The sequence below is a fragment of the Arthrobacter sp. M71 S08 genome (assembly GCF_059089725.1).
This window is the reverse complement of record NZ_JBNHEY010000001.1, coordinates 172,250-191,712: the sequence shown is the minus strand read 5'-3', so window position 1 is coordinate 191,712 and position 19,463 is coordinate 172,250. Positions and strand designations below refer to the sequence as shown.

Annotated in this window: 18 protein-coding genes; 12 read left to right on the top strand and 6 right to left on the bottom strand. The window is 64.3% G+C overall.

The features are described 5' to 3' along the window. Window positions 1-24 precede the first annotated feature (24 nt). Window positions 25-750 (top strand): endonuclease/exonuclease/phosphatase family protein, encoded by a 726-nt coding sequence (locus AC5RTB_RS00950; RefSeq protein ID WP_494059740.1) that lies wholly within the window; start codon window positions 25-27, stop codon window positions 748-750. Window positions 751-755: 5 nt separating this feature from the next. Here the strand turns inward: AC5RTB_RS00950 and AC5RTB_RS00945 are convergent, their stop codons facing one another. From AC5RTB_RS00945 to AC5RTB_RS00935, 3 genes are all read right to left on the bottom strand, one after another. Further along, the gene (locus AC5RTB_RS00945) at window positions 756-2,273 is read right to left on the bottom strand and encodes a CYTH and CHAD domain-containing protein (protein ID WP_494059196.1); all 1,518 of its coding nucleotides are present in this window, start codon (window positions 2,271-2,273) and stop codon (window positions 756-758) included. A gap of 63 nt (window positions 2,274-2,336) precedes the next feature. Further along, entirely contained in the window at window positions 2,337-2,987 is a 651-nt protein-coding gene (locus tag AC5RTB_RS00940) for an SDR family oxidoreductase (RefSeq protein WP_494059195.1), read from the bottom strand. A 115-nt stretch (window positions 2,988-3,102) separates the two neighbouring features. Next, window positions 3,103-4,029, bottom strand: coding sequence for a LysR family transcriptional regulator (locus AC5RTB_RS00935; RefSeq protein ID WP_494059194.1), 927 nt, complete (start codon window positions 4,027-4,029; stop codon window positions 3,103-3,105). Between the two features lie 262 nt (window positions 4,030-4,291). Here AC5RTB_RS00935 and AC5RTB_RS00930 point away from each other — a divergent pair, with 262 nt between their 5' ends. From AC5RTB_RS00930 to AC5RTB_RS00915, 4 genes are all read left to right on the top strand, one after another. After that, complete coding sequence (locus AC5RTB_RS00930; RefSeq protein WP_494059193.1) at window positions 4,292-7,870, top strand: proline dehydrogenase family protein; 3,579 nt, start codon at window positions 4,292-4,294, stop codon at window positions 7,868-7,870. A 115-nt stretch (window positions 7,871-7,985) separates the two neighbouring features. Beyond that, window positions 7,986-8,249 carry a hypothetical protein gene (locus AC5RTB_RS00925; RefSeq protein ID WP_494059192.1) on the top strand — a complete coding sequence of 88 codons (264 nt, stop codon included), beginning with the start codon at window positions 7,986-7,988 and terminating at the stop codon, window positions 8,247-8,249. A gap of 219 nt (window positions 8,250-8,468) precedes the next feature. Next, complete coding sequence (locus tag AC5RTB_RS00920) at window positions 8,469-9,131, top strand: class I SAM-dependent methyltransferase (RefSeq protein WP_494059191.1); 663 nt, start codon at window positions 8,469-8,471, stop codon at window positions 9,129-9,131. A 222-nt stretch (window positions 9,132-9,353) separates the two neighbouring features. Continuing rightward, window positions 9,354-9,983 (top strand): matrixin family metalloprotease, encoded by a 630-nt coding sequence (locus tag AC5RTB_RS00915; protein ID WP_494059190.1) that lies wholly within the window; start codon window positions 9,354-9,356, stop codon window positions 9,981-9,983. 161 nt (window positions 9,984-10,144) lie between these two features. Here the strand turns inward: AC5RTB_RS00915 and AC5RTB_RS00910 are convergent, their stop codons facing one another. After that, window positions 10,145-11,149, bottom strand: a complete 1,005-nt coding sequence (locus tag AC5RTB_RS00910; protein ID WP_494059189.1) for a copper resistance D family protein — start codon at window positions 11,147-11,149, stop codon at window positions 10,145-10,147. Window positions 11,150-11,316: 167 nt separating this feature from the next. Here AC5RTB_RS00910 and AC5RTB_RS00905 point away from each other — a divergent pair, with 167 nt between their 5' ends. The 5 genes from AC5RTB_RS00905 (at window position 11,317) to AC5RTB_RS00885 (ending at window position 16,394) form a co-directional block, all read left to right on the top strand. Beyond that, window positions 11,317-11,853 (top strand): GNAT family N-acetyltransferase, encoded by a 537-nt coding sequence (locus AC5RTB_RS00905; protein ID WP_494059188.1) that lies wholly within the window; start codon window positions 11,317-11,319, stop codon window positions 11,851-11,853. 230 nt (window positions 11,854-12,083) lie between these two features. After that, on the top strand, window positions 12,084-13,454 hold the full coding sequence (locus tag AC5RTB_RS00900) for an MFS transporter (protein WP_494059187.1): 1,371 nt from the start codon (window positions 12,084-12,086) through the stop codon (window positions 13,452-13,454). A gap of 9 nt (window positions 13,455-13,463) precedes the next feature. After that, window positions 13,464-14,240 carry an aspartate/glutamate racemase family protein gene (locus AC5RTB_RS00895; protein WP_494059186.1) on the top strand — a complete coding sequence of 259 codons (777 nt, stop codon included), beginning with the start codon at window positions 13,464-13,466 and terminating at the stop codon, window positions 14,238-14,240. Beyond that, window positions 14,237-15,661 (top strand): dihydroorotase, encoded by a 1,425-nt coding sequence (locus tag AC5RTB_RS00890; protein WP_494059185.1) that lies wholly within the window; start codon window positions 14,237-14,239, stop codon window positions 15,659-15,661. Before AC5RTB_RS00895 ends, AC5RTB_RS00890 begins: the two co-directional genes overlap by 4 nt. Beyond that, a complete protein-coding gene (locus tag AC5RTB_RS00885) occupies window positions 15,654-16,394 on the top strand; it encodes a maleate cis-trans isomerase family protein (RefSeq protein WP_494059184.1) in 741 nt (246 codons plus the stop codon). The genes AC5RTB_RS00890 and AC5RTB_RS00885 overlap by 8 nt, the downstream gene beginning before the upstream one ends. Before the next feature lie 20 nt (window positions 16,395-16,414). On the opposite strand, the gene AC5RTB_RS00880 is transcribed toward AC5RTB_RS00885, so the two are convergent. Then, window positions 16,415-17,068, bottom strand: coding sequence for a GntR family transcriptional regulator (locus AC5RTB_RS00880; RefSeq protein WP_494059183.1), 654 nt, complete (start codon window positions 17,066-17,068; stop codon window positions 16,415-16,417). Between the two features lie 69 nt (window positions 17,069-17,137). Beyond that, on the bottom strand, window positions 17,138-17,719 hold the full coding sequence (locus tag AC5RTB_RS00875) for a helix-turn-helix domain-containing protein (RefSeq protein ID WP_494059182.1): 582 nt from the start codon (window positions 17,717-17,719) through the stop codon (window positions 17,138-17,140). A 66-nt stretch (window positions 17,720-17,785) separates the two neighbouring features. Between AC5RTB_RS00875 and AC5RTB_RS00870 the strand changes: the two genes are divergently transcribed. Together AC5RTB_RS00870 and AC5RTB_RS00865 are read left to right on the top strand one after the other, a co-directional pair. Continuing rightward, window positions 17,786-18,799, top strand: a complete 1,014-nt coding sequence (locus tag AC5RTB_RS00870) for an NAD(P)/FAD-dependent oxidoreductase (RefSeq protein ID WP_494059181.1) — start codon at window positions 17,786-17,788, stop codon at window positions 18,797-18,799. Continuing rightward, on the top strand, window positions 18,799-19,461 hold the full coding sequence (locus AC5RTB_RS00865) for a class I SAM-dependent methyltransferase (RefSeq protein WP_494059180.1): 663 nt from the start codon (window positions 18,799-18,801) through the stop codon (window positions 19,459-19,461). Before AC5RTB_RS00870 ends, AC5RTB_RS00865 begins: the two co-directional genes overlap by 1 nt. Window positions 19,462-19,463 lie beyond the last annotated feature (2 nt).

Sequence of the window (19,463 nt, the reverse complement as noted above, 5' to 3'; positions counted from 1 at the left end):
TCACCCAGTAAGGAGTGCGCCCTGATACGCGCGATCAGCTACAACCTTCGGGAGCATAAAGCCAGCGGGGAGCTGGAATCTCTCGTCGAGGACTACGAGGTCGATCTGCTGTGCCTGCAGGAGTGCGACGCATCGGATCTACCCGACATCGTCGGTAACCTCCAGATGGCTACAGCCACCAAGGAAAATCGCCTTGGACTCGCGATGTATTACAGCCGGGCGCGGTTCGACATGGTGCGCGCCGACGCATTTTCCCTGAAAAAGTCCCTCCACGACCGGGTCCTGACCCCGGCGCACGAGCGACTGATCGGCGCGAAGTTCCTCGACCTCGAGACCGAGAACACGCTTGTCGCCGGATCCTTCCACGCGGCCCCCCTGACCGCCTTGAACTCACTGCGCAGGCACCAGATCGACGCCGCGCACGCCGAACTGCTGAGCATGGGGGACGGCTTCGCGACCCTGATGGTCGGCGACTTCAACTACCCCTTCTTCACGCAGAAGCTCACTGCCCACATGAGCGAATCCGGTTACGACCTCTCCCTCAGCGACCGTCGGACCTACACGAGGGGCATGGTGTTCCGCGGGCACTTCGACTTCGCGACGTCACGCGGGCTGGACATTGAGAAGGTCGAGACCCTGCCCCGCGGTGCCTCGGACCACCTGCCGATCCTCGTGCTGGCGGACTACCGGACGAACGGCGACGACGGCGGGAACGGGAACGAAGTCGCTTCGACCGAGCTGGCAGAGTAGTCGCCCTATGTGGAGAGCGACACCTTGGGGAAGTGCTTCCACTCCTTGCGAAGGCGGCTCTCCGCCTCCAGCGCTGCGGTTTCTTCGAGGGCGTGCAATCGCCCGTAGGTGAAGCCGTTCTCGCCCTGGGCGGCGGCTTCGGCTCCTATCCGGGACAGCACCGCTTGGGTTGCCAGACTGTCCTGGTGACGGTCGAGCGCTTTCTGGACCCTGTGCACCGCTTGGATCAGTTTGGAAGCTTTCTTGGGGTTGAGGGGCGCTGCCGCTAGCACCGCATACCGCAACCGCACCGCGTTCTTGCGCACATCTTGGAGGGCATGGTGGTCGCCCGTTCCGCCGGGATGCCATTTCGCTTCCTGGGCGGCTTTCCGAAGTCGTTTGAGGTCGCGGTGGACGAGCTTCGGAATTACCTTCCTTGCTCGTTTCTTGCCCAGCGGTGAAAGGGCTGCGTCGCCCAGGAGCGACTCGAGCGTGTCAATCAGGTGGAAGTAGCGGTTGCTGTCGAGTGTTCGGAGAATCCTGGTGCGAGCCTTCTTATAGTCCCGTCCGAGCTCCAGGTCCACCCTGTGGGCAACCGGACCCATCACAAGCTCCTCCGGCTGGTCAGCGATCATGTCGTCAAGGCGTTGGTGCATCACCTCGGCTCCGCGGGCTTCGCCGAGTAAACCTGCAAGAAGTTTCAGTTCGCCCCGCAGGAAACCGACCCTCTCGCCGTCCGCGAGGAGTTTCCGATAGGTCCCCAGCATGGAACGCATCCGCTGGGTAGCGGCCCACATCTTGTCTATGGCGTCCTTTTCATCGAGCCGTAAGCGAGGGTCCTGTTCCAAGAGCATGTGAACCTGCTCGGCGAGACAGGCGAGCAGGACATTACCCGCGGGGCCTTTCGCGTCGGGTTCCGGCGACGGCGCCGCACCCGGTATGGCGTCGCCCAATGCGCGCCCCACTTTGGAGAGGTGACCCGCCGGAGAAATCCCTGCATGGGCAAACAACGTCTGGCTCGCGTCCAGCAACTCCCGTGACCCCGCTACGAGTTCCAATTCCCACTCTCGCCAGTCCCGGCTCGATTCCTCAGGCACAAGCGCCTGCGCATGGACCAGGTCGTCGCTGAACTCGGCGAGGACCTCGTCGTCCGTGTTATGGAGGGTGTACACGGTGCGCGTTGTATTGAGGCGGGCAACCACCGTAAGCGCCTCATTGCGGACGTGTACGCGGATGAGGCGCAGGAGGGGCTTGGGCACGCCGTCGTCCTGCCCTCCGAGCGGCTCATGGTACTCGTGGCGCTCGCCGCCAGCGGAAGGAAGTTTCAGGTGCCATCCGGCATCGCTGCCGCCGGTTCTACGTCGGAGCGTGATTCTGCGTGAGATCAGGCGTAAGTCTCTCGTGTCGAAATACTCCGCTTCAAGTTTGTGCTCAACCGCTCGATCCACGCCGGCCACGCCGGGCAGATCTGTCAACGGAGGAATGGGGACGCCGTGGTCGACCTCGTACTTCCGCTCAATCTCCACTACGTGTTTCGGAGGCATAGGACAGCTTAAACCGATCCCTTTCGGGTGTCACCGGCGCGGGGGCAGCCTGAGCGAAAGCGGCTACACCACCTCAAGCGCCTCGGCGATCGGGGTCTCGCCGGTATTGAACTGGATGAACTTCCCGACCGTGCCGGGGTTGCTCAGCACAGCCGCTGCAACCTGCGCCACGTCCTCCCGGGCAACCGAATCCTGCTGAGGCTCGCCCGAAACCTCGATCGCTCCCTTACCCGGATCCGTCGTCAGAGCGCCCGGACCGAGGATCGTCCACGCAAGGTCGGTCTCACGCAGGTACTCGTCCGCCGCAGCCTTCGCCTCCGCATAGTGGAAGAACCCGTTGTCCTCGGGGACTCCGTGATCCTTCCGTGCACCGAGGTAGGAGACCATCACATACCGGTCGACCCCGGCCTCCTTCGCCGCGTCCATGGAACGGATCGCCGCATCCCGGTCAATCGCGTACGTGTCCTCCGGGCTGCTACCAGCCGCGCCTGCCGACCACACCACCGCGTCATGCCCGCGCAGGACATCGGCCAGCTCACCGGTCGACAGCTGTGTCACGTCCGCAACAACGGGCTTGGCACCGCGCTCCTCAACGTCAGCGGAGTGATCCGGATTGCGGACGATCGAACTCACCTCATGGCCGGCACCGGACAGAATCCGGGACAAATGCAAGGCCACCTTTCCGTGGCCTCCAATGATGGCAACTCGTGACATGACCGCTCCTTCTCGTTGGGTGTCTTGCCCGCAACGCTACGAGGGGGGCCTCCTGGGTGGCTAGCCATTCCGCGCCCGGCGAATAAAGTACGGAAGCATGTGCGGCGGCTCACGCCTACAACGGCGCATCCAGACCGAGTGCTGCTGCTTCCGCCTTCAACGCCTGCCGGATCGCTGCAATAGCCGGATCACCGGCACTCGAGCGACGCGCGGCGGTAAAGATAGTGCGCGTCGGCCGGCCGGGCAGCTCAATCAGACGTGACCGCTGCTCCCGCTGCATCCACACCAGTTGCGGAAGGAACGCGACGGCATTTCCGGACTCCACCAGACGGACATGCGTCTGCAGGTCAGCACTCTCGAAACGAACATCCGGTTCGAATCCCGCCAGGCGGCATAGCTGCTCCGCCCAGTGCCTTGAGGCAGCTCCACGGGGCTCCATCACCCACGGCAACCCCATCGCATCCTTCAGGTCCTGAACACGGTGGAAGGCTTCGGGCGCCGCAGTCAGGTCCGTCGGCACCGCCAACCGAATGTCATCACGCGTCAGCAGGTCGCGATCGAGGCTCTCGTAGTGGGGAGCAGCGTGCCCGGGATACTGCTCGGCGACCACCAGGTCGAAGTCGCGTGCCCACGTCTCGTGCAACGCGGTCTCCGGTTCGTGCTGCACCATCTTCACCAGCACCAGTGGATGCGTCTCCCGAAGGGTTCGCAGCATGTTCGGCATGAGGGCAAGCGCCGCAGTCTGGAAGACGGCCAGGCGCACAGTTCCGGACACGACCGGCCGGCTGACCGCCAACGCGGCCTCCGCCCGCTCAAGTCCTTCGAGCAACTCTTCCGCATGCTCCACCAGGACCAGAGCGTGCGCGGTCAGTTGCAACCGCCTGCCACTCTTTCGAAACAGCGTCACTTTGGCTTCCCGTTCGAGCAACGAAAGCTGTTGGGACACCGAGGAAGGGCTGTAGCGCAGGGCCGCCGCAACCTCAGCGATCGTTCCGCGGATACTGAGTTCCCTGAGGAGACGCAGCCTATGGATATCGAGCATTTCAACCATTCGATATTTCCGAAGCTTAAGTTTCGGAAAACGTTACTTTTCCTAAAAGTGACGCAGAGTCATACTGAAAGTCAAGGCCTCACGCGTTCCTCCAACGACGTCAGGTTCGCGAACACTTCCCGGGACGCCATCCACTCGCGATGGCACCCGAACCAGATACACCAAGACCGCGCCTCAACGGCAACTTCAAACACCTACCTCACCCGCCCTAACCCGGCCATGCGCCGAAACCCATCTTCGAGGAGTACCCCCTATGACCGCAGTAACAGGGACCAGCACCAAGCTCGTCCGCCCCGGTGACCTGGCAGAGGAAGCCGTGTCATTGGTCCGGCACTGGTTGGCTGAAGGCGCCAAGGTTCCCGTTGATGCCGCCGCCGCCCAGCTCGCAGGCGTTCTGAAGGATCCGCATGGCCTCGAGTTCACGGTCGGGTTCGTTGACGGCGTCATCCGTCCCGAGGACAAAGCGGTTGCTGCGAGGAATCTGAAGGCACTGGTCCCGAAGGTCCCGTCCTTCCTGCCGTGGTACATGAAGTCAGCCGTCGCTGTTGGCGGGTACATGGCACCGGTGGTTCCCGGCGTCGTCATTCCTGTTGCCCGCAAGGTACTGCGGGAAATGGTGGGCCACCTGATCGTGGATGCAACCGAGGCCAAGCTTGGCCGGTCGATCGCCAAGATCAGGCGCGATGGAATCCGGCTCAATGTGAACCTGCTCGGCGAGGCAATCCTCGGTGAGGGTGAGGCATCGCGCCGGCTCGCAGGCACCCACAAACTCCTCGCCCGTGAGGACGTGGATTACGTCTCCATCAAGGTGTCCTCCACCGTCGCACCGCACAACCACTGGGCATTCGACGAAGCAGTCAGCCACATCGTGGAGACGCTTTCCCCGCTGTTCAGGCTCGCGGCCTCATCCTCCCCGCGGAAGTTCATCAACCTGGACATGGAGGAGTACAAGGACCTCGACCTGACCGTCGCTGTGTTCACCCGCCTGCTCGAGAAGCCCGAGTTCCACAACCTTGAGGCCGGAATCGTCCTGCAGACGTACCTGCCGGACGCCCTCGGCGCGATGATCGGGTTGCAGGAATGGGCAGCGGCCCGCACAGCGAACGGCGGCGCCCCTATCAAGGTCCGCGTCGTCAAGGGCGCGAACCTTCCGATGGAGCAGGTCGACGCAGACGTGCACGGCTGGCCCTTGGCGACCTGGGGCACCAAGCAGGATTCTGACACCTCCTACAAGGCGGTGATCAACTACTCCCTGGTCCCGGAGAGGATCTCGAATGTCCGGATCGGGGTCGCCGGGCACAACCTGTTCGACGTCGCACTGGCCCACCTGCTGGGCAAGGCACGCGGAATTACCTCCGGCATTGAATTCGAGATGCTCCTCGGCATGGCCACCGGTCAGGCTGAAGCAGTCAAGCGCGACGTCGGATCCCTCCTGCTCTACACGCCGGTGGTGCACCCGGCGGAGTTCGACGTCGCCATCGCCTACCTGATCCGCCGCCTTGAAGAAGGCGCGAGCCAGGAAAACTTCATGTCCGCAGTGTTCGAACTGGACAAGAATGAAGCCCTCTTCGAGCGCGAGAAGCAGCGCTTCCTCGCCTCGCTCGCGGCCCTCACCGACACCGTCCCCGGACCCAACCGGGTCCAGGACCGCACCCGGTTCGACGCCGACGCCGCCCTGGCTGAAGTGACTGCCCGCGCCGGGCTCGAAACAGGTACACCGGGGTATGGCGGGCCGACCGTCAGTTTCATCAACACGCCTGACACCGATCCCGACCTGCCCGCGAACCGCACCTGGGGCCGGGCCATCCTCGACCGGGTTCCCTCCTCGACTCTCGGCGAGGCAACAGCGGACAACCATGAGCTTGGCTCCAATGATGAGCTCGAAGCCGTCATCCAGACAGCCCTTGCCCGCGGCACCGCCTGGGGCTCCCTGACGGGGGTTGAGCGCGCCGCTGTACTCCACCGGGCCGGCGTCCGTCTGGAAGCACGGCGGGCCGAACTGCTCGAAGTGATGGCAACAGAGTGCGGGAAGACCCTGGACCAGGGCGATCCCGAGGTCTCCGAAGCCATCGACTTTGCCCACTACTACGCCGAGCTGGCCAAGGAACTGGACACCGTCGATGGTGCGGAGTTCATCCCCTCGAAGCTGACCGTCGTCACTCCGCCGTGGAACTTCCCCGTCGCCATCCCGGCAGGTTCGGTGCTCGCGGGCCTGGCCGCCGGTTCAGCAGTCATCATCAAGCCCGCCCGGCAGGCTCGCCGCTGCGGCGCCGTCATGGTCGAAGCCCTCTGGGAGGCCTTCGACGAAGCAGGAATCGATCGCGATGTGCTGCAGTACGTGCAGGTAGCCAAGCGTGACGTTGGCACTGCGCTGGTCTCCCACCCCGCCGTCGACCGGCTCATCCTCACCGGTGGCTACGAGACCGCGGAACTGTTCCGCTCCTTCCGCAAGGACTTGCCCCTGCTCGCTGAGACCAGCGGCAAGAACGCCATCATCGTCACCCCCAGCGCCGACCTTGACCTCGCGGCCCGCGACGTCGTGCAGTCCGCGTTCGGGCACGCCGGGCAGAAGTGCTCCGCTGCGTCATTGGTCATCCTGGTCGGATCCGTCGCTACCTCACGCCGGTTCAACCAGCAGCTCCTGGACGCCGCACGGTCCCTGCACGTCGGGTATCCCGTTGACCCACGGACCCAAATGGGACCGATTATCGAACCAGCCAATGGAAAGCTGCTCGGTGGACTGACCGAACTCGGTGCCGGAGAGTCCTGGGTGCTCGAACCACGCCAGCTCGACGACAGCGGCAAGCTTTGGAGCCCCGGTGTGCGCACCGGTGTCCAGCGCGGAAGCGACTACCACAAGACCGAATACTTCGGACCGATCCTGGGCATCATGACCGCTGACACGCTCGAAGAAGCCGTCAGCATGGTCAACGACATCGACTACGGGCTGACATCCGGCCTGCACTCCCTCGAGCCCAAGGAGCTGAAGTACTGGCTCGACAACGTCCAGGCCGGAAATCTCTACATCAACCGCGGTATCACCGGAGCGATCGTGCGCCGTCAGCCGTTCGGTGGCTGGAAGAAATCCGCAGTCGGCGCGGGCACCAAGGCCGGCGGCCCGAACTACCTCGTTGGCCTGGGTGAATGGAAGGATGCGCCGATTGGAATAATCCCCGCAGCCACGCTCGCTGCACCAGCACGGCGGATCCTCACCGCAACCGCCGAAGCGATCAGCACCGGAAGTATTGAGGCCGCCGATGTGGTCTGGCTCGAATCAGCGCTGGCGTCGGATGCCGTGGCATGGGAGACCGAATTCGGCGCAGCCCGCGACGTCTCGGAACTCCACGCGGAGCGGAACATCTTCCGCTACCGGCCGCTGCCGGCCACCGTCCGCTACGAGGCGGCAACGTCCGGACACGGCCTGGCCGAGCTGCTGCGCGTAGCCTCAGCCGGTGTGACCGCCTGGAACGGGCATCCGGCACCCAACGCCCTCACGGTGAGCACCTCCGACCCGCTTCCCGATGCGGTGGCACGGGCACTTCGGGACTCCGGGGTGGTCATAGTGGCCGAAACCGCTGAAGCATGGGCCACGCGTGTCCAGCGTTACGCAGCGAAGACGGGACCGGAATCGGGGGTACGTATCCGCCTCATCGGGGCGGCCGCCATCGATACCGCAGAGGCCGCGGACGGCAAGCCCGATGTCGCCATCTACTCCAACGACGTCGTCGCCGCCAGCCGGGTGGAACTGCTCCCCTTCCTGCGGGAGCAGGCAGTGTCCGTCACGGCACACCGATTTGGGACACCGAACAACCTCACCGGAGCCCTGATCTAGTACAGTGCCTCAGCCGGGTCCGTCCGCTCCAGAACAGTGGATGGACCCGGCGGCACTATCCGTGACATATTAGTTACATAGCACGCCAGAAGCGACAACGAGGTCAGATTCAGCGATGAAAAAGCATCACCCGCACAAAGAAGTGCACGGCACGACCACCCACAGGACGAGGCAAGCCAGAACCGGGGAACACTGCCCCTTCAACGGATGGTGGGCACCCGACGGCCGGGAAGAAGACCGACGCTACGTCATGCAGGGAAATATTCTGCCCGCATACGAGGGCAGCACCGTCGTCTGGACACTCGTCGCGACCAGTGCCGGCTCCCGTCACCCGAAATATGTCCTTCCCCCAGCAGGGGTCTTCATTGACAACTACTAGGCTGCACACACTCCGAGTTGCGGTGCGGATGCCACGGTATAGCCAGCATTTCTGTGAAGACGGCTGCTATTTCTGCGACGGTCCGGAAACCGACTGAAGCAGATTCGGTGTCAGTGACCCGCCTTCTGGTGGTGACCGCGTCCGGAACGGTGTTGTGACCCAGAACACTTGACGGCAGGCACCCTTGACGGCAGGCACCCGCAGATTCACAGTGGGTCAGTGACCGTTCCTGATCCGGAAGCCGAGACGGGGCCTGCAGAACTGCAGCATCCCCGTTTCGCCCGCGCTTATGCCAGTGCCGTCGAGGGGATGAACCTCAGGGGTGCGACCGAGCACCGCCGTGCACTGCTGGCGGACATCAGGGGCAGGGTGATTGAGATCGGCGCCGGTGAGGGGTCAAATTTCGCACATTACCCGAGCACGGTCACCGAGGTCCTGGCGGTGGAACCTGATGATCACCTCAGGTCCCTGGCTCGGAGTCGGGCGGCGTCCGCTGCTGTTCCTATCCGGGTGGTTGCCGGAACGGCGGAAGATATCCCGGCCCCGGACGGCAGTGCCGACGCGGTGGTTGCCAGCCTGGTGCTGTGCAGTGTGTCGGACCAGTCCGTTGCCCTGGCGGAGGCGCGGAGGGTCCTGCGCCCGGGCGGAAGCCTGGCCTTCTATGAGCACGTGCGCTCGGAACGCAGGATCCTCGCTGCCGTGGAGGACCTGCTGACGCCCCTGTGGCGACGGGCTGCAGGAGGCTGTCACCCTAATCGGAATACCCTGCAGTCAATCATCGCTGCCGGATTCGAGGTCAGGGATAACGAGCGGTTCGGTTTCTCGGTCCAACCGCTGGCGCCGCCTGTCGCGCACATTCTCGGCCACGCGGTTTCACCCTGACCCGAAACGATCCCCGCGACGCCCGTCGACGCAACTTTTCGACAGGATTGCCGCAAATCAGCATCCCGCCACGAATCCTTCGGCAAAGCTATTGCGAGTACAAGTGCGCGAGAGGACGAGCTGAACAACCATGGGGGTATTGGACCGCGAGTGGTCCCGTAGAGATGACGTGCCGCCGTCGTCATCAGAAACGCGACGGTCGAGTTCGGGACGAGTGCCCCAATGGGCACTGGAGGAGTCGCTCAACGCACAGCTCCGCGCCTATGCGGCCGAAACCAGCGGGAAGCGGACAAGGAAGGCACCGCACCGTCGTCGTCCACGTTCATCAGCGTTCAAGCTGCGGGTGCGGACGGCGGTGCTCGTTGCTTTCGTCCTCGCTCTCTATCTTTCGCCCACAGTGCGACAGGACTCACCTTCGTCTTCGACGGCCCAACCTCCGAAGCACCGAGCCCTGAGGAACGCGACACCTACCAGCCCGAACTCTACGGCGAGCGCTGGGCGCCGGTCCTCGTCACGTGGACCAGCCCCGTCGAGGTGCCCGGGCTTACCGGGGAGATAGTGGGACTCGGCGGCAGCGAAATAGCGCAGCGCCCGGACAGACCCGTGGTCCTTGTGGCTGGTCAGGTGATGCTTGATGCGCCGGCCATGACCGAGATCCTTCAGTTTCAGGGCGGGCGCGAGCATGTCAGGGCGATCGTCATCCACGAACTGGCGCACGTGCTGGGTCTGGACCACATCGATGATCCGAACCAGCTGATGTACGAGGAGAACACGGGCCAGACACACCTCGCCGACGGTGACCTCGCCGGTCTGGCGAAACTCGGTGCCGGCCCCTGCGTGCCGGAGCTTTGAGCCGAATTGGGCGCCTGCAGCCGACCTGCTGCGCCGGCGCCTCCCCCATGGGCGCCGGTCCAGCACTGCATGCAAAGTGCCTGTACGGCAGGCACGGGTAACAACTCAGGTATACAGACCGAAGATGACGAGAAAGTTAACGACCGGCCCGGACGCCGTCGCTAGGCCGGGGGCTCCAGCCCCACCAGGGCAATGGCCAAGCCGTAGGCAGCGCCCATCACCACAAGTTCACCGCCGGCGAGCTTCCCGAAGTCTGCCCGGCCGAAGGAGTCCCCGGCAAGAAGCCGACGCCGGTGCACCACCCCAAACCCGATCAACACTCCCAGCACGGACACCTTCAGCAGCAGGACCAGTCCATAGAGCGACGACGGCAGCGCCGCCAGATCCGGCACGCGCACCAGCGCACTCGCCGCCCCACTGATCGCCACTACCGCTGCACAGATCAGGGCGAGCCTGCTGAACCGGCGGGCGACTACGTGCAGCCGGTCGCCGGCAGCTACCGCGAGCCACGCCACACCCGCAAGCCCGCCCACCCACAGCGACGCCGCCGCGATGTGAGCCGTCATGCTGAACATTGCCACGCTGTGCCCGGCTTCGGAGGCGGCATGTCCGCCGAGGGCCAGCGTCGTCGTCCCTGCCACGGCGAGAAACAGTGCCATCCGCAGGGCCGTGAGAGTCCGGGCAACCCACGCGAGCACAGCACTGGCGAGCAGGAAACCGATCTGTGCGACCAGTGCCCGGCCTGAGGCGAGCTCGTTCAGGAAGGTCCCGAAATCACCGAAATCCACTTCCAGCGGGCCGGCACCAACCACATCGAAATAGGTCCACAGCAGCAACACAGAACAGGCGACGACGCCGGCGAGCGCGGCCACGCTCCCCCGCCGACCCAGCCGCTCAGCGAACGGGGACAGTTCTTCAGCACCGTCCTGGGCAGGCAGCAGAACGCCGACACAGAGAACCGCGATCACCGCCAGGCTCGCAAGGTGAACCAGCCCGCGCGTCAGAGGCAGCGTCCACCCAACAAACCCAACGGCAGCGCCGTCGTCGGACAGGGCCACGATGACCAGCGGTATCAGCGCTAGGAACAGCACCGCCAGCAGGACCACGATCACGACCCGCCGGGAGGGCGCGCCAACAGCATGCCTTCTTCGGGACAACACGTGCATGGCTGCCTTCTCGAAAGTCGGGAAAAGGTCGGTACAGCGATCCTAAGCCAGCTTCCCCACCAGCCCGAGGACATCTGAGCACGCAGATCGGGCGGTCACACTCCGGACGGCCGTCATTCCGACGCCGCATCGGTCGCGCGAAGAACGATCGGCGCTACCCTAGCTCTGTGACCGTTGTTATTGACCATGCCACCGCGAATGACGCCGGCCCGCTTGCCACGCTCGCGGCCGTCACCTTTCCGCTCGCCTGCCCGCCGACCTCCCGTCCGGAGGACATTGCGCACTTCATCACCACGGAACTCTCCGAGGAGCGGTTCGCCCAGCACATCGCGGACCCCGACAAGATCCTGCTGTGCCTGCGCGAAGACGGGCATCTCCTTGCATGGAGCATGCTAGTAAAGGACTTGCCGAAGGATCAGCAGGTGCGGTCCTCCCTGTCGATCTTCCCGACGATCGAGCTGAGCAAGTTCTACGTGCACCCTTCGCACCATGGGCAGGGTTCGTCGTCGCATCTGATGGAGGCATCGCTGGAGATCGCGGCGAAGGGAACCGAGGCCAAAGGCATCTGGCTTGGCACTAATGACCGCAATGCCCGCGCCGTCCGGTTCTATGAAAAGCACGGGTTTGCCCGTGTCGGCGCGAAGACGTTCCAGCTGGGCAGCAATGTCGAGACCGACTTCGTGATGCAGCGCCCACTCTCCTAGAACGGGCGTAAGCCGAATTCGAGCACATATGCGCCGGGCCTTTATTCCGCACAGCGAAATAATCATTCTGTTATAAGAAACTTTTCCTTCAAATCCATTGACAGTGTGCTGCGTCACGCCTACTGTCAATTTTGGGATCCCAAGTTTGACGGGTGTATCCGCCGGACCACGAGTCAGTTGAGGCGGCGCGGCACCCGACTCCCGTTCGCACGTTCAAAGGAATTCATGACATGGCCAATGACGACCATCTGACCTCGACGGTGGATCTGCCACCTCAGGATCTCTCCGACACCTCCGGAGACGCGGGCCGCAGGTCCACCGAAAGCAAGAAGCCGACCAAGGTTCGCTGGAAGCTCTTCGTCCTGCTGCTCTTCCTCGTCACCCTCAACTATGTGGACCGGGGGTCCATCTCAGTGGCGATGCCGCTTATCCAGGAGGAGTTCCAACTCTCCCCGGAATCCATCGGCCTACTGCTCTCCGCCTTCTTCTTCGCGTACGCCATCATGCAGGTACCCGGCGGATGGCTTGTTGACCGCCTCGGTGCCCGCAAAATGGTCACCGGTTCCTGTGTTGGATGGGGCCTCGCCACCGCTGCATCCGGACTGGCCTGGAACTTCGCAAGCCTATTCACCGCCCGCGCCCTCATTGGCGTCACCGAAGCGGCAATCATGCCCGCCGGCGGCAAGCTGAACGGGCAGTGGATGGCAACAGGGGAACGCGGCCGCGGCGCCACAATCCTCGACGCCGGAGCTCCTCTGGGCGCAGGCATCGGCGGCATTGCCATCGCGGGCCTGATCGGGCTCACCGGCGGTTGGCGGGGCGCTTTCCTCGCGGCCGGCATTGCCACGGCCGCCTTCGGTTTCCTCGCCTGGTGGTACATCCGCGATACCCCTCGCCAGCACCGGAGCATCAACCAGGCCGAAGTGGACCTGATTGAAGCCTCCCACGCAGAAGAAGACGCCCGGGCAGCGGCAGTAGCAGCACCCGGCAAGCGCGGCCTGCTCCCCTACCTGAAGTTCAAGTCATTCTGGGCCATGTGCTTCGGATGGTTCGGTTTCAACGGTGTTTTCTACGGCCTGCTCACCTGGGGTCCGCTCTACCTCTCCGAAGCCAAGGGCTTCAATCTTGCCGGAGTGGGCTGGGGAACCTTCGTCATCTTCGGCGCAGGATTCGTGGGCGAAATCATCGGCGGCAACATCGCCGATGCCTGGCGTGGCAAGGGTGCCTCCGCCAACAGGGTGATGCGCACGCTGCTTGGCTTCTCGAGCCTGGTTGTCGTCGCAGGACTGGTCGGCGTCACACTCGTCAATGACCCGATCACCGCCGTCGTACTCCTGTCCGTGGTGCTGTTTTTCCTCCGCTGGGTTGGTCTCTTCTGGAGCATCCCCTCCCTGTTGGGCGGCCGCGGCAACGCAGGCGTCCTCGGCGGTGCAATGAATCTCGCCGGCAACGTCAACGGTTTCATCACCCCAATGGCCATCGGCTTCATCGTCGGAGCCACGGGCGGTTACACCTGGGCGCTGCTCTACTTCGTCGGTGCCGCCATCGTGATGTTCGCTTCAGTGATTACGCTCGACTACAGCCGCCGCCTGCCGGTCTAGGAACACACCATGAAACTCCTGGTCATCAATCCAAACATCAGCGAGAAAGTGTCCGCCCTGATCCTCGCTGAGGCCGAGCGGGCAGCGTCACCCGGGACGGAGATCGTCCTGCGGACCGCGCCCTTCGGCGTGGAGTACATCGAAACCCGCATGGAGTCGTTGCTCGCAGCGGGGGCGGTGGCGCAGGTAATCGCCGAGGAACACGAGAACGTGGACGCCGTCGTCGTTGCCGCTTTTGGCGACCCGGGGATGCCCGCGCTCAAGGAATTCGTGGACATCCCGGTCGTAGGAATTACGGAGGCCGCACTGTACACCGCTGCCCTTCAGGGCACCCGGTTCTCCATTGTGGCGATCTCCCACCGGATCACGGCCTGGTACCGGGAGTGTGTGGAACGTAACGGTCTCGGGGGGCGGTTGGCTTCCATCCGCTCCCTGACCGACCCTCTCACCGGAATAGGTTCTGTCCAGGAGGACTTCGCTCCCCACCTGCTCGAACTCTCAGGCCAGGTGGTCCGGGAAGACGGGGCCGACGTCGTCATCCTCGCCGGCGCCCCGCTGGCCGGGCTGGCAAGGGAAGTCGGTAGTCAGATTCCCGTGCCGGTTGTGGATGGCATCTCGGCCGGCGTGAAGCAGGCCGAAGTGCTCGTCGCCCTCGCAGGTGGAAGCCACCGTGCCGGCAGTTTCGCACCACCTCCGCCCAAACCGAATGCCGGCTTATCAGTTGCCATCACCCGCACGCTTGCACGCGGGCACGAGACTCATGGAAAGGAACGTGGTCCGGAATGAAACTGGACTCGCTCATCACGAATGCCGTCATAGTCAACGCCACCCATACGGTCACCGGCCACATCGGTGTGCTGTACGGACGCATCGCCGCGATCTATGACGGAACCACCCCTCCCGACGAACTCCCAGAGGCTGCCCGGCTCATCGATGCGGCAGGCCGCACCGCCATCCCGGGCGGGGTGGACGGGCACTGCCACATCGAACAGGTCACCGGTGCCTACTCATCGCTGGACACCTTCGAGTCCGCGACCATCGCCGCGCTCTGGGGAGGCACGACGACGGTCATCGACTTCGGCATCCCGCGCGCCCTGAGCGAAACTCCCCTGCAGGCTGCGGAGAACAAGCTGCGCCTGGCACAGGTGGCGCGCTGCGATGTAGCGCTCCACGGTTCGGTCATCACCTGGGACGACACCGTTCCGGCCCAGCTTGAGCGGCTGTCGGAACTCGGCATCCGGTCGGTGAAGATGTACACGACCAATCGCGGTTCCACCATGGCGGATGAGGACACCATCCTGCGTGTCATGAAGGAGATGGTGCGTCTTGACGGGCTGACCTACATTCATGCCGAGCATGACGCGATCATTGCTGACTGCACCGGCGACCACGCCGGCCGGGGGGAAACGGGGATCGAACACCTGCACCGCACCCGGCCGCAACTGGCGGAGGTCGCCTCCGTCCGTGAAGTCCTGGCCATGGCCGAGTACACCGGCGCACCGGTTTACTTCGTGCACCAGACGGTCTCCGAAGCCGTCGAGTTGGTGCAGGACGCCCGGTCACGTGGGTTCAGCGCCTACTCCGAGACCTGCCCGCACTACCTGAGCCTGGACGAAAGCGTCTATGGCTCGGAGTTCCCCGAGCGGTTCGCCTGTTGCCCGCCGATGCGCAGCAGGGAGGCGGTGCAGGCGCTTGTCGACCGGGCTCTCGCCGGCGGCATCGACACCGTCTCATCGGACCATTCGTGCTATGACATGAGCCAGAAATCCTCGCGAAAGGACGACATCCGGTTCATGCCGCATGGTCTTCCCGGCGTCGAGACCCGGATGCCGGCGACGTTCACCTCGCTCGTCACGGAGCGCGGAATGCCACTGCAGCAGTTCGTGGAACTCTTCGCCGCCGCACCGGCGCGCATCAATGGGCTGGCTTCCAAGGGAGCCCTTGCTCCCGGATACGACGCCGATATTGTTCTGTTCGATCCGGGGGAAGTCCGGACTGTCGACGGCGCCGCGCTCCACATGGGGACGGATTTCTCGCCTTTCCATGGTCTGGAGCTCGCTGGGTGGCCATCGACGGTTATTTCCGCCGGTCGCGTAGTGCTCGACGGCGGCGTCTTCAGCGACCCGGGACCCGTTGGCCGGTTCATCCCGAGGCAGGGACCGCGCGAGATGCAGGGCACCAGGCAGGAGGTCCTGTCGCATGTATGAGCTGGGTGAGACTTCGCGGCCAACCCGCATCGGGATGATTGTCCCGTCGTCGAATACGTGCCTTGAACCGCAGACCTACCGGATTCTCGGGGACCGCACCGACGTCACCGTGCACTTCACCCGTGTCGAAGTCACGCGGATTGCGCTGGACGACGGTTCCAACAAGCAGTTTGACCATTCCACGATGGTCGCTGCGGCACGGCTTCTGCAGACGGCCGACGTCGATGTAATCGCCTGGAACGGTACCGCAGGATCGTGGCTGGGTCCCGGCGCGGATCGCGAAATGGTCCGGCAGATTACCGCCGAAACCGGGGTACCCGCCACCACGTCAACCCTCGCGTATCTGGATGCCCTGAAGGCGTTCGGGGCAACCCGGATCGGACTGATCACGCCCTACACAGCCGACGTCAACGACGCAATCGCCCTACGGTATTCCAAGGAGGGCATTGAGGTGGTTTCCGAGCGGCACCTCGGGCTGTCGGTGAACGAGTCCTTCGGGAGAGTACCACCGTCGGACCTGCTCGAACCGTCCAGGGACCTGGCATCACGGCAGGACCGACCCGACGCTCTGATCTACCTCTGCACCAACCTGTACGGCGCGCCGGTGGTCGAGGAAGTCGAGACCGAGACCGGCCTGCCCGTGCTCGATTCAGTGGCAGTGACGCTGTGGAAGACACTCACCATGGCCGGTGCTCCCGGCCTTGACCAGAGGTGGGGACGCCTGTTGCTCTAGTGGGCTGATCTGCCCCTGAGTCAGCCGAAGAGGTGCTTCAGCGTCTGGTCCCGGTAGGACTGAACGTGGTGCTGCGCCTCTTCGGCTGCTGCCGTCGGGTCCCCGGAATTGATCGCCGCGCACAGGTCGCTGTGCTCGTTGCAGACGGCATCGAGGTCGGATACCTGCCCGAAGAGCCAATGCAGCCTCCCCATCAGCGGCGTCAGAATGTCACGCAGGGTAGCGCTGCCGGAAAAATCGATAATCGCGTCATGAAAATCCGAGTTCGCCGCGCGGGCGGCCTCGCGATTTCCCTCCGCGAGAGCTTCACGGGACAGATCGACATATTTCTGGAGGCCATTGGGCTCACCGGCAGCCACCCTTTCCGCTGCCAACCGGGAGGCAAGACCCTCCAGCGCCTCGCGGATGTCGAAGATCTCCTCGACTTCCTTGCGCTCCAGCCGCTTGACCACGATGCCCCGGGTTGGCAGTGTCTCGACAAGCCCTTCCCGATGCAGGATGCGGATCGCTTCGCGCACAGGGAACCTGGAGACCTCAAATTCGGCAGCGAGGTCGCGCTCAATCAGGCGCGTACCAGGCGGGAACGTTCCGTTGAAGATGCGGCTGCGGATCTCATTCCCGACGATCTCACGCAGAGGAAGGTCATGGCGATACAGTCCGCCCTGAACACTCATGTACTGTCCCTTCACCACCGTCTTCGCGCGAAATCCACACTACCGTTTCAAGGTGAACTCCTCCGCACCTCAATTCGTTGTCTTCGCCCGCAGGTGCACCCGCTCGCCCTGCCGTCCGAACAGGCTGAGGAACTCCACGGCGTGACGGTCCGACTTCCCGAACCAGTGCGGCACCCGCGTATCGAGCTCCACGGCCTCACCGGCGGGTAGTACCAGGTCGAGTTCTCCGAGGATCATCCGAAGGTTGCCGTTCAGCACGTACAACCACTCGTACCCCTCATGGACCCGCGGGTCCGGTTCCTCGAGCGGCATATCTGCGTGCAACACGTGTTTGTAAGCCTGGATGCCGCCCGGCCGACGCGTAAGCGGTACGACCGTTCCACGACCCATATCGATCGGACGCAGGTGCACACGGGGGTCGCCCGTGGTCGGCGCACCCACGAGTTCATCCAACGGAACCTGATGCGCCTGGGCCAGCGGAAGCAGCAATTCCAGGTTCGGTTTACGTTGGCCGGACTCAAGCCGGGATAACGTGCTCACGGAAATGCCCGTCGACTCGGACAGCGCCTGGAGCGTCACGTCCCGCTTCACCCGGAGCGCCCTCAGCCGGGGCCCTACTGCGGCGAGGGCTTCACCAATATGGTCACTCATATGCGTTATTTTGCCACTTCAGCAAGGTTTCTTGCTGGTGGTGTCTACCCGTTCCATGCTGGGACCATGACACCTGAACTGAACTCCTTCGACGTCGCCGTGATCGGCGGCGGAGCCGCCGGCCTCAGCGCGGCACTGATGCTCGGGCGCACCCGCCGGAGTGTCGCCGTGGTCGACGCGGGCCACCCCCGCAACTCCCCCGCCAGCGGCGTGCACGGGTTTATCACCCGTGAGGGCATGAATCCGCTGGACCTCGTGACTGCCGGTCGAACCGACGTGCAATCCTATGGCGGCGTCATCATCACAGGCACCGCCGTTGATGCCGCCCGCACCGACGATCCACACTTCCGCTTCCGCACCACGCTCGACGACGGGACCGTGCTTTCTTCCCGCCGGCTGCTCCTGACCACCGGGCTGACAGACCTGCTGCCGAACATCCCCGGGCTCCGCGAACGGTGGGGCCGGGAGGTCCTGCACTGCCCCTTCTGCCATGGGTGGGAGGTCCGCGACCAGCACATCGGAGTACTCGGAACCCGCGCCATGTCGGTTCACCAGGCGCTGCTGTTCCGCCAGTGGAGCAGCAGCATCACGCTCTTCCTGAACGACACCGTTGAGCCGACCGAGGAAGAGTGGGAGCACCTCGCCGCGCGGGGCGTCACCGTCGTGGACGGTGGCGTCACCCGCATCCTGAACGATAACGACGGCGGCGCCCTGAGCGGCGTGGAACTCGCTGGCGGCCTCGTGGTGCCGGTCGAGGCCCTGGCGGTTGCACCGCGCTTCGTTGCCAATACCGGGATCTTCGCAGGCCTGGGGCTCAACCCCGTCCAGCATCCGGCCGGGGTTGGTGAACACCTTGCGGTGGACGAGATGGGGGCCACCGACGTCGACGGCGTCTGGGCTGCCGGGAACGTTGCGAACCTGATGCTGCAGGTTCTGCCGTCCGCTGCCTCGGGGTTGGCAGCAGCAGTGGCAATCAATAACCACCTCATGGCCGAGGAACTCCAGCGGGATCTTGAGACCTACCGGTCCTCTTCCGCGTCCGCCCCCGCAGGGAGCAGGATAGGAGCGGAGGTTTCCTGATGCATGCACACCAGCAGGACCATGATCACGGTCCCCGTGAATTCGACGAAGCGTTCTGGGACGCCCGGTACGGGGAAAAGAAGCGCATCTGGAGCGGCCGTCCGAACCCGCAGCTGGTCGCGGAAGCGCACGGCCTGCCTCCCGGCACCGCGCTCGATGTCGGCTGCGGAGAAGGCGCGGATTCGCTGTGGTTGGCCTCGCGTGGTTGGGAGGTCACCGGCGTCGACATCTCCAGAGTCGCGCTCTCGCGCGCGGGTGACCATGAACGGGAGCAGGGAGAGGAATCCAGCACCCGGCCGGTGCGCTGGGAGCATCACGACATCACGGTCTGGGTCCCTCCGACGAGCTCGTTCGACCTCGTCACCGCCCAGTACATGCACCTGCCCACCGCGCAGCGCGAGCCCCTGTTCCGGAACCTGGCCCGCGCCGTCGCGCCGGGTGGGATCCTGCTGATCGTGGGTCATCATCCCTCGGACCTGCAGTCCGAGGCATCCCGCCCAAGGCTGCCCGATCTGTACTTCACCGCGGAGGAGATCGCGGAACTGCTCGACCACGGCTGGGAGCACCAGGTGATTGAGGCACGTCCGCGGGAAGCGAGCGGCCCGGAGGGTGAAACCCTTGCCGTCGCCGATACCGTCTACCGGGGCCGGCGCCTGACGTAGAC

Coding starts and splice junctions, on each gene's coding strand:
- AC5RTB_RS00945 (WP_494059196.1), bottom strand. CDS start 2,273: ATGCCTCCGAAACACGTAGTGGAGATTGAGCGGAAGTACGAGGTCGAC.
- AC5RTB_RS00940 (WP_494059195.1), bottom strand. CDS start 2,987: ATGTCACGAGTTGCCATCATTGGAGGCCACGGAAAGGTGGCCTTGCAT.
- AC5RTB_RS00935 (WP_494059194.1), bottom strand. CDS start 4,029: ATGCTCGATATCCATAGGCTGCGTCTCCTCAGGGAACTCAGTATCCGC.
- AC5RTB_RS00930 (WP_494059193.1), top strand. CDS start 4,292: ATGACCGCAGTAACAGGGACCAGCACCAAGCTCGTCCGCCCCGGTGAC.
- AC5RTB_RS00925 (WP_494059192.1), top strand. CDS start 7,986: ATGAAAAAGCATCACCCGCACAAAGAAGTGCACGGCACGACCACCCAC.
- AC5RTB_RS00915 (WP_494059190.1), top strand. CDS start 9,354: ATGGGCACTGGAGGAGTCGCTCAACGCACAGCTCCGCGCCTATGCGGC.
- AC5RTB_RS00910 (WP_494059189.1), bottom strand. CDS start 11,149: ATGCACGTGTTGTCCCGAAGAAGGCATGCTGTTGGCGCGCCCTCCCGG.
- AC5RTB_RS00900 (WP_494059187.1), top strand. CDS start 12,084: ATGGCCAATGACGACCATCTGACCTCGACGGTGGATCTGCCACCTCAG.
- AC5RTB_RS00895 (WP_494059186.1), top strand. CDS start 13,464: ATGAAACTCCTGGTCATCAATCCAAACATCAGCGAGAAAGTGTCCGCC.
- AC5RTB_RS00890 (WP_494059185.1), top strand. CDS start 14,237: ATGAAACTGGACTCGCTCATCACGAATGCCGTCATAGTCAACGCCACC.
- AC5RTB_RS00885 (WP_494059184.1), top strand. CDS start 15,654: ATGTATGAGCTGGGTGAGACTTCGCGGCCAACCCGCATCGGGATGATT.
- AC5RTB_RS00880 (WP_494059183.1), bottom strand. CDS start 17,068: ATGAGTGTTCAGGGCGGACTGTATCGCCATGACCTTCCTCTGCGTGAG.
- AC5RTB_RS00875 (WP_494059182.1), bottom strand. CDS start 17,719: ATGAGTGACCATATTGGTGAAGCCCTCGCCGCAGTAGGGCCCCGGCTG.
- AC5RTB_RS00870 (WP_494059181.1), top strand. CDS start 17,786: ATGACACCTGAACTGAACTCCTTCGACGTCGCCGTGATCGGCGGCGGA.
- AC5RTB_RS00865 (WP_494059180.1), top strand. CDS start 18,799: ATGCATGCACACCAGCAGGACCATGATCACGGTCCCCGTGAATTCGAC.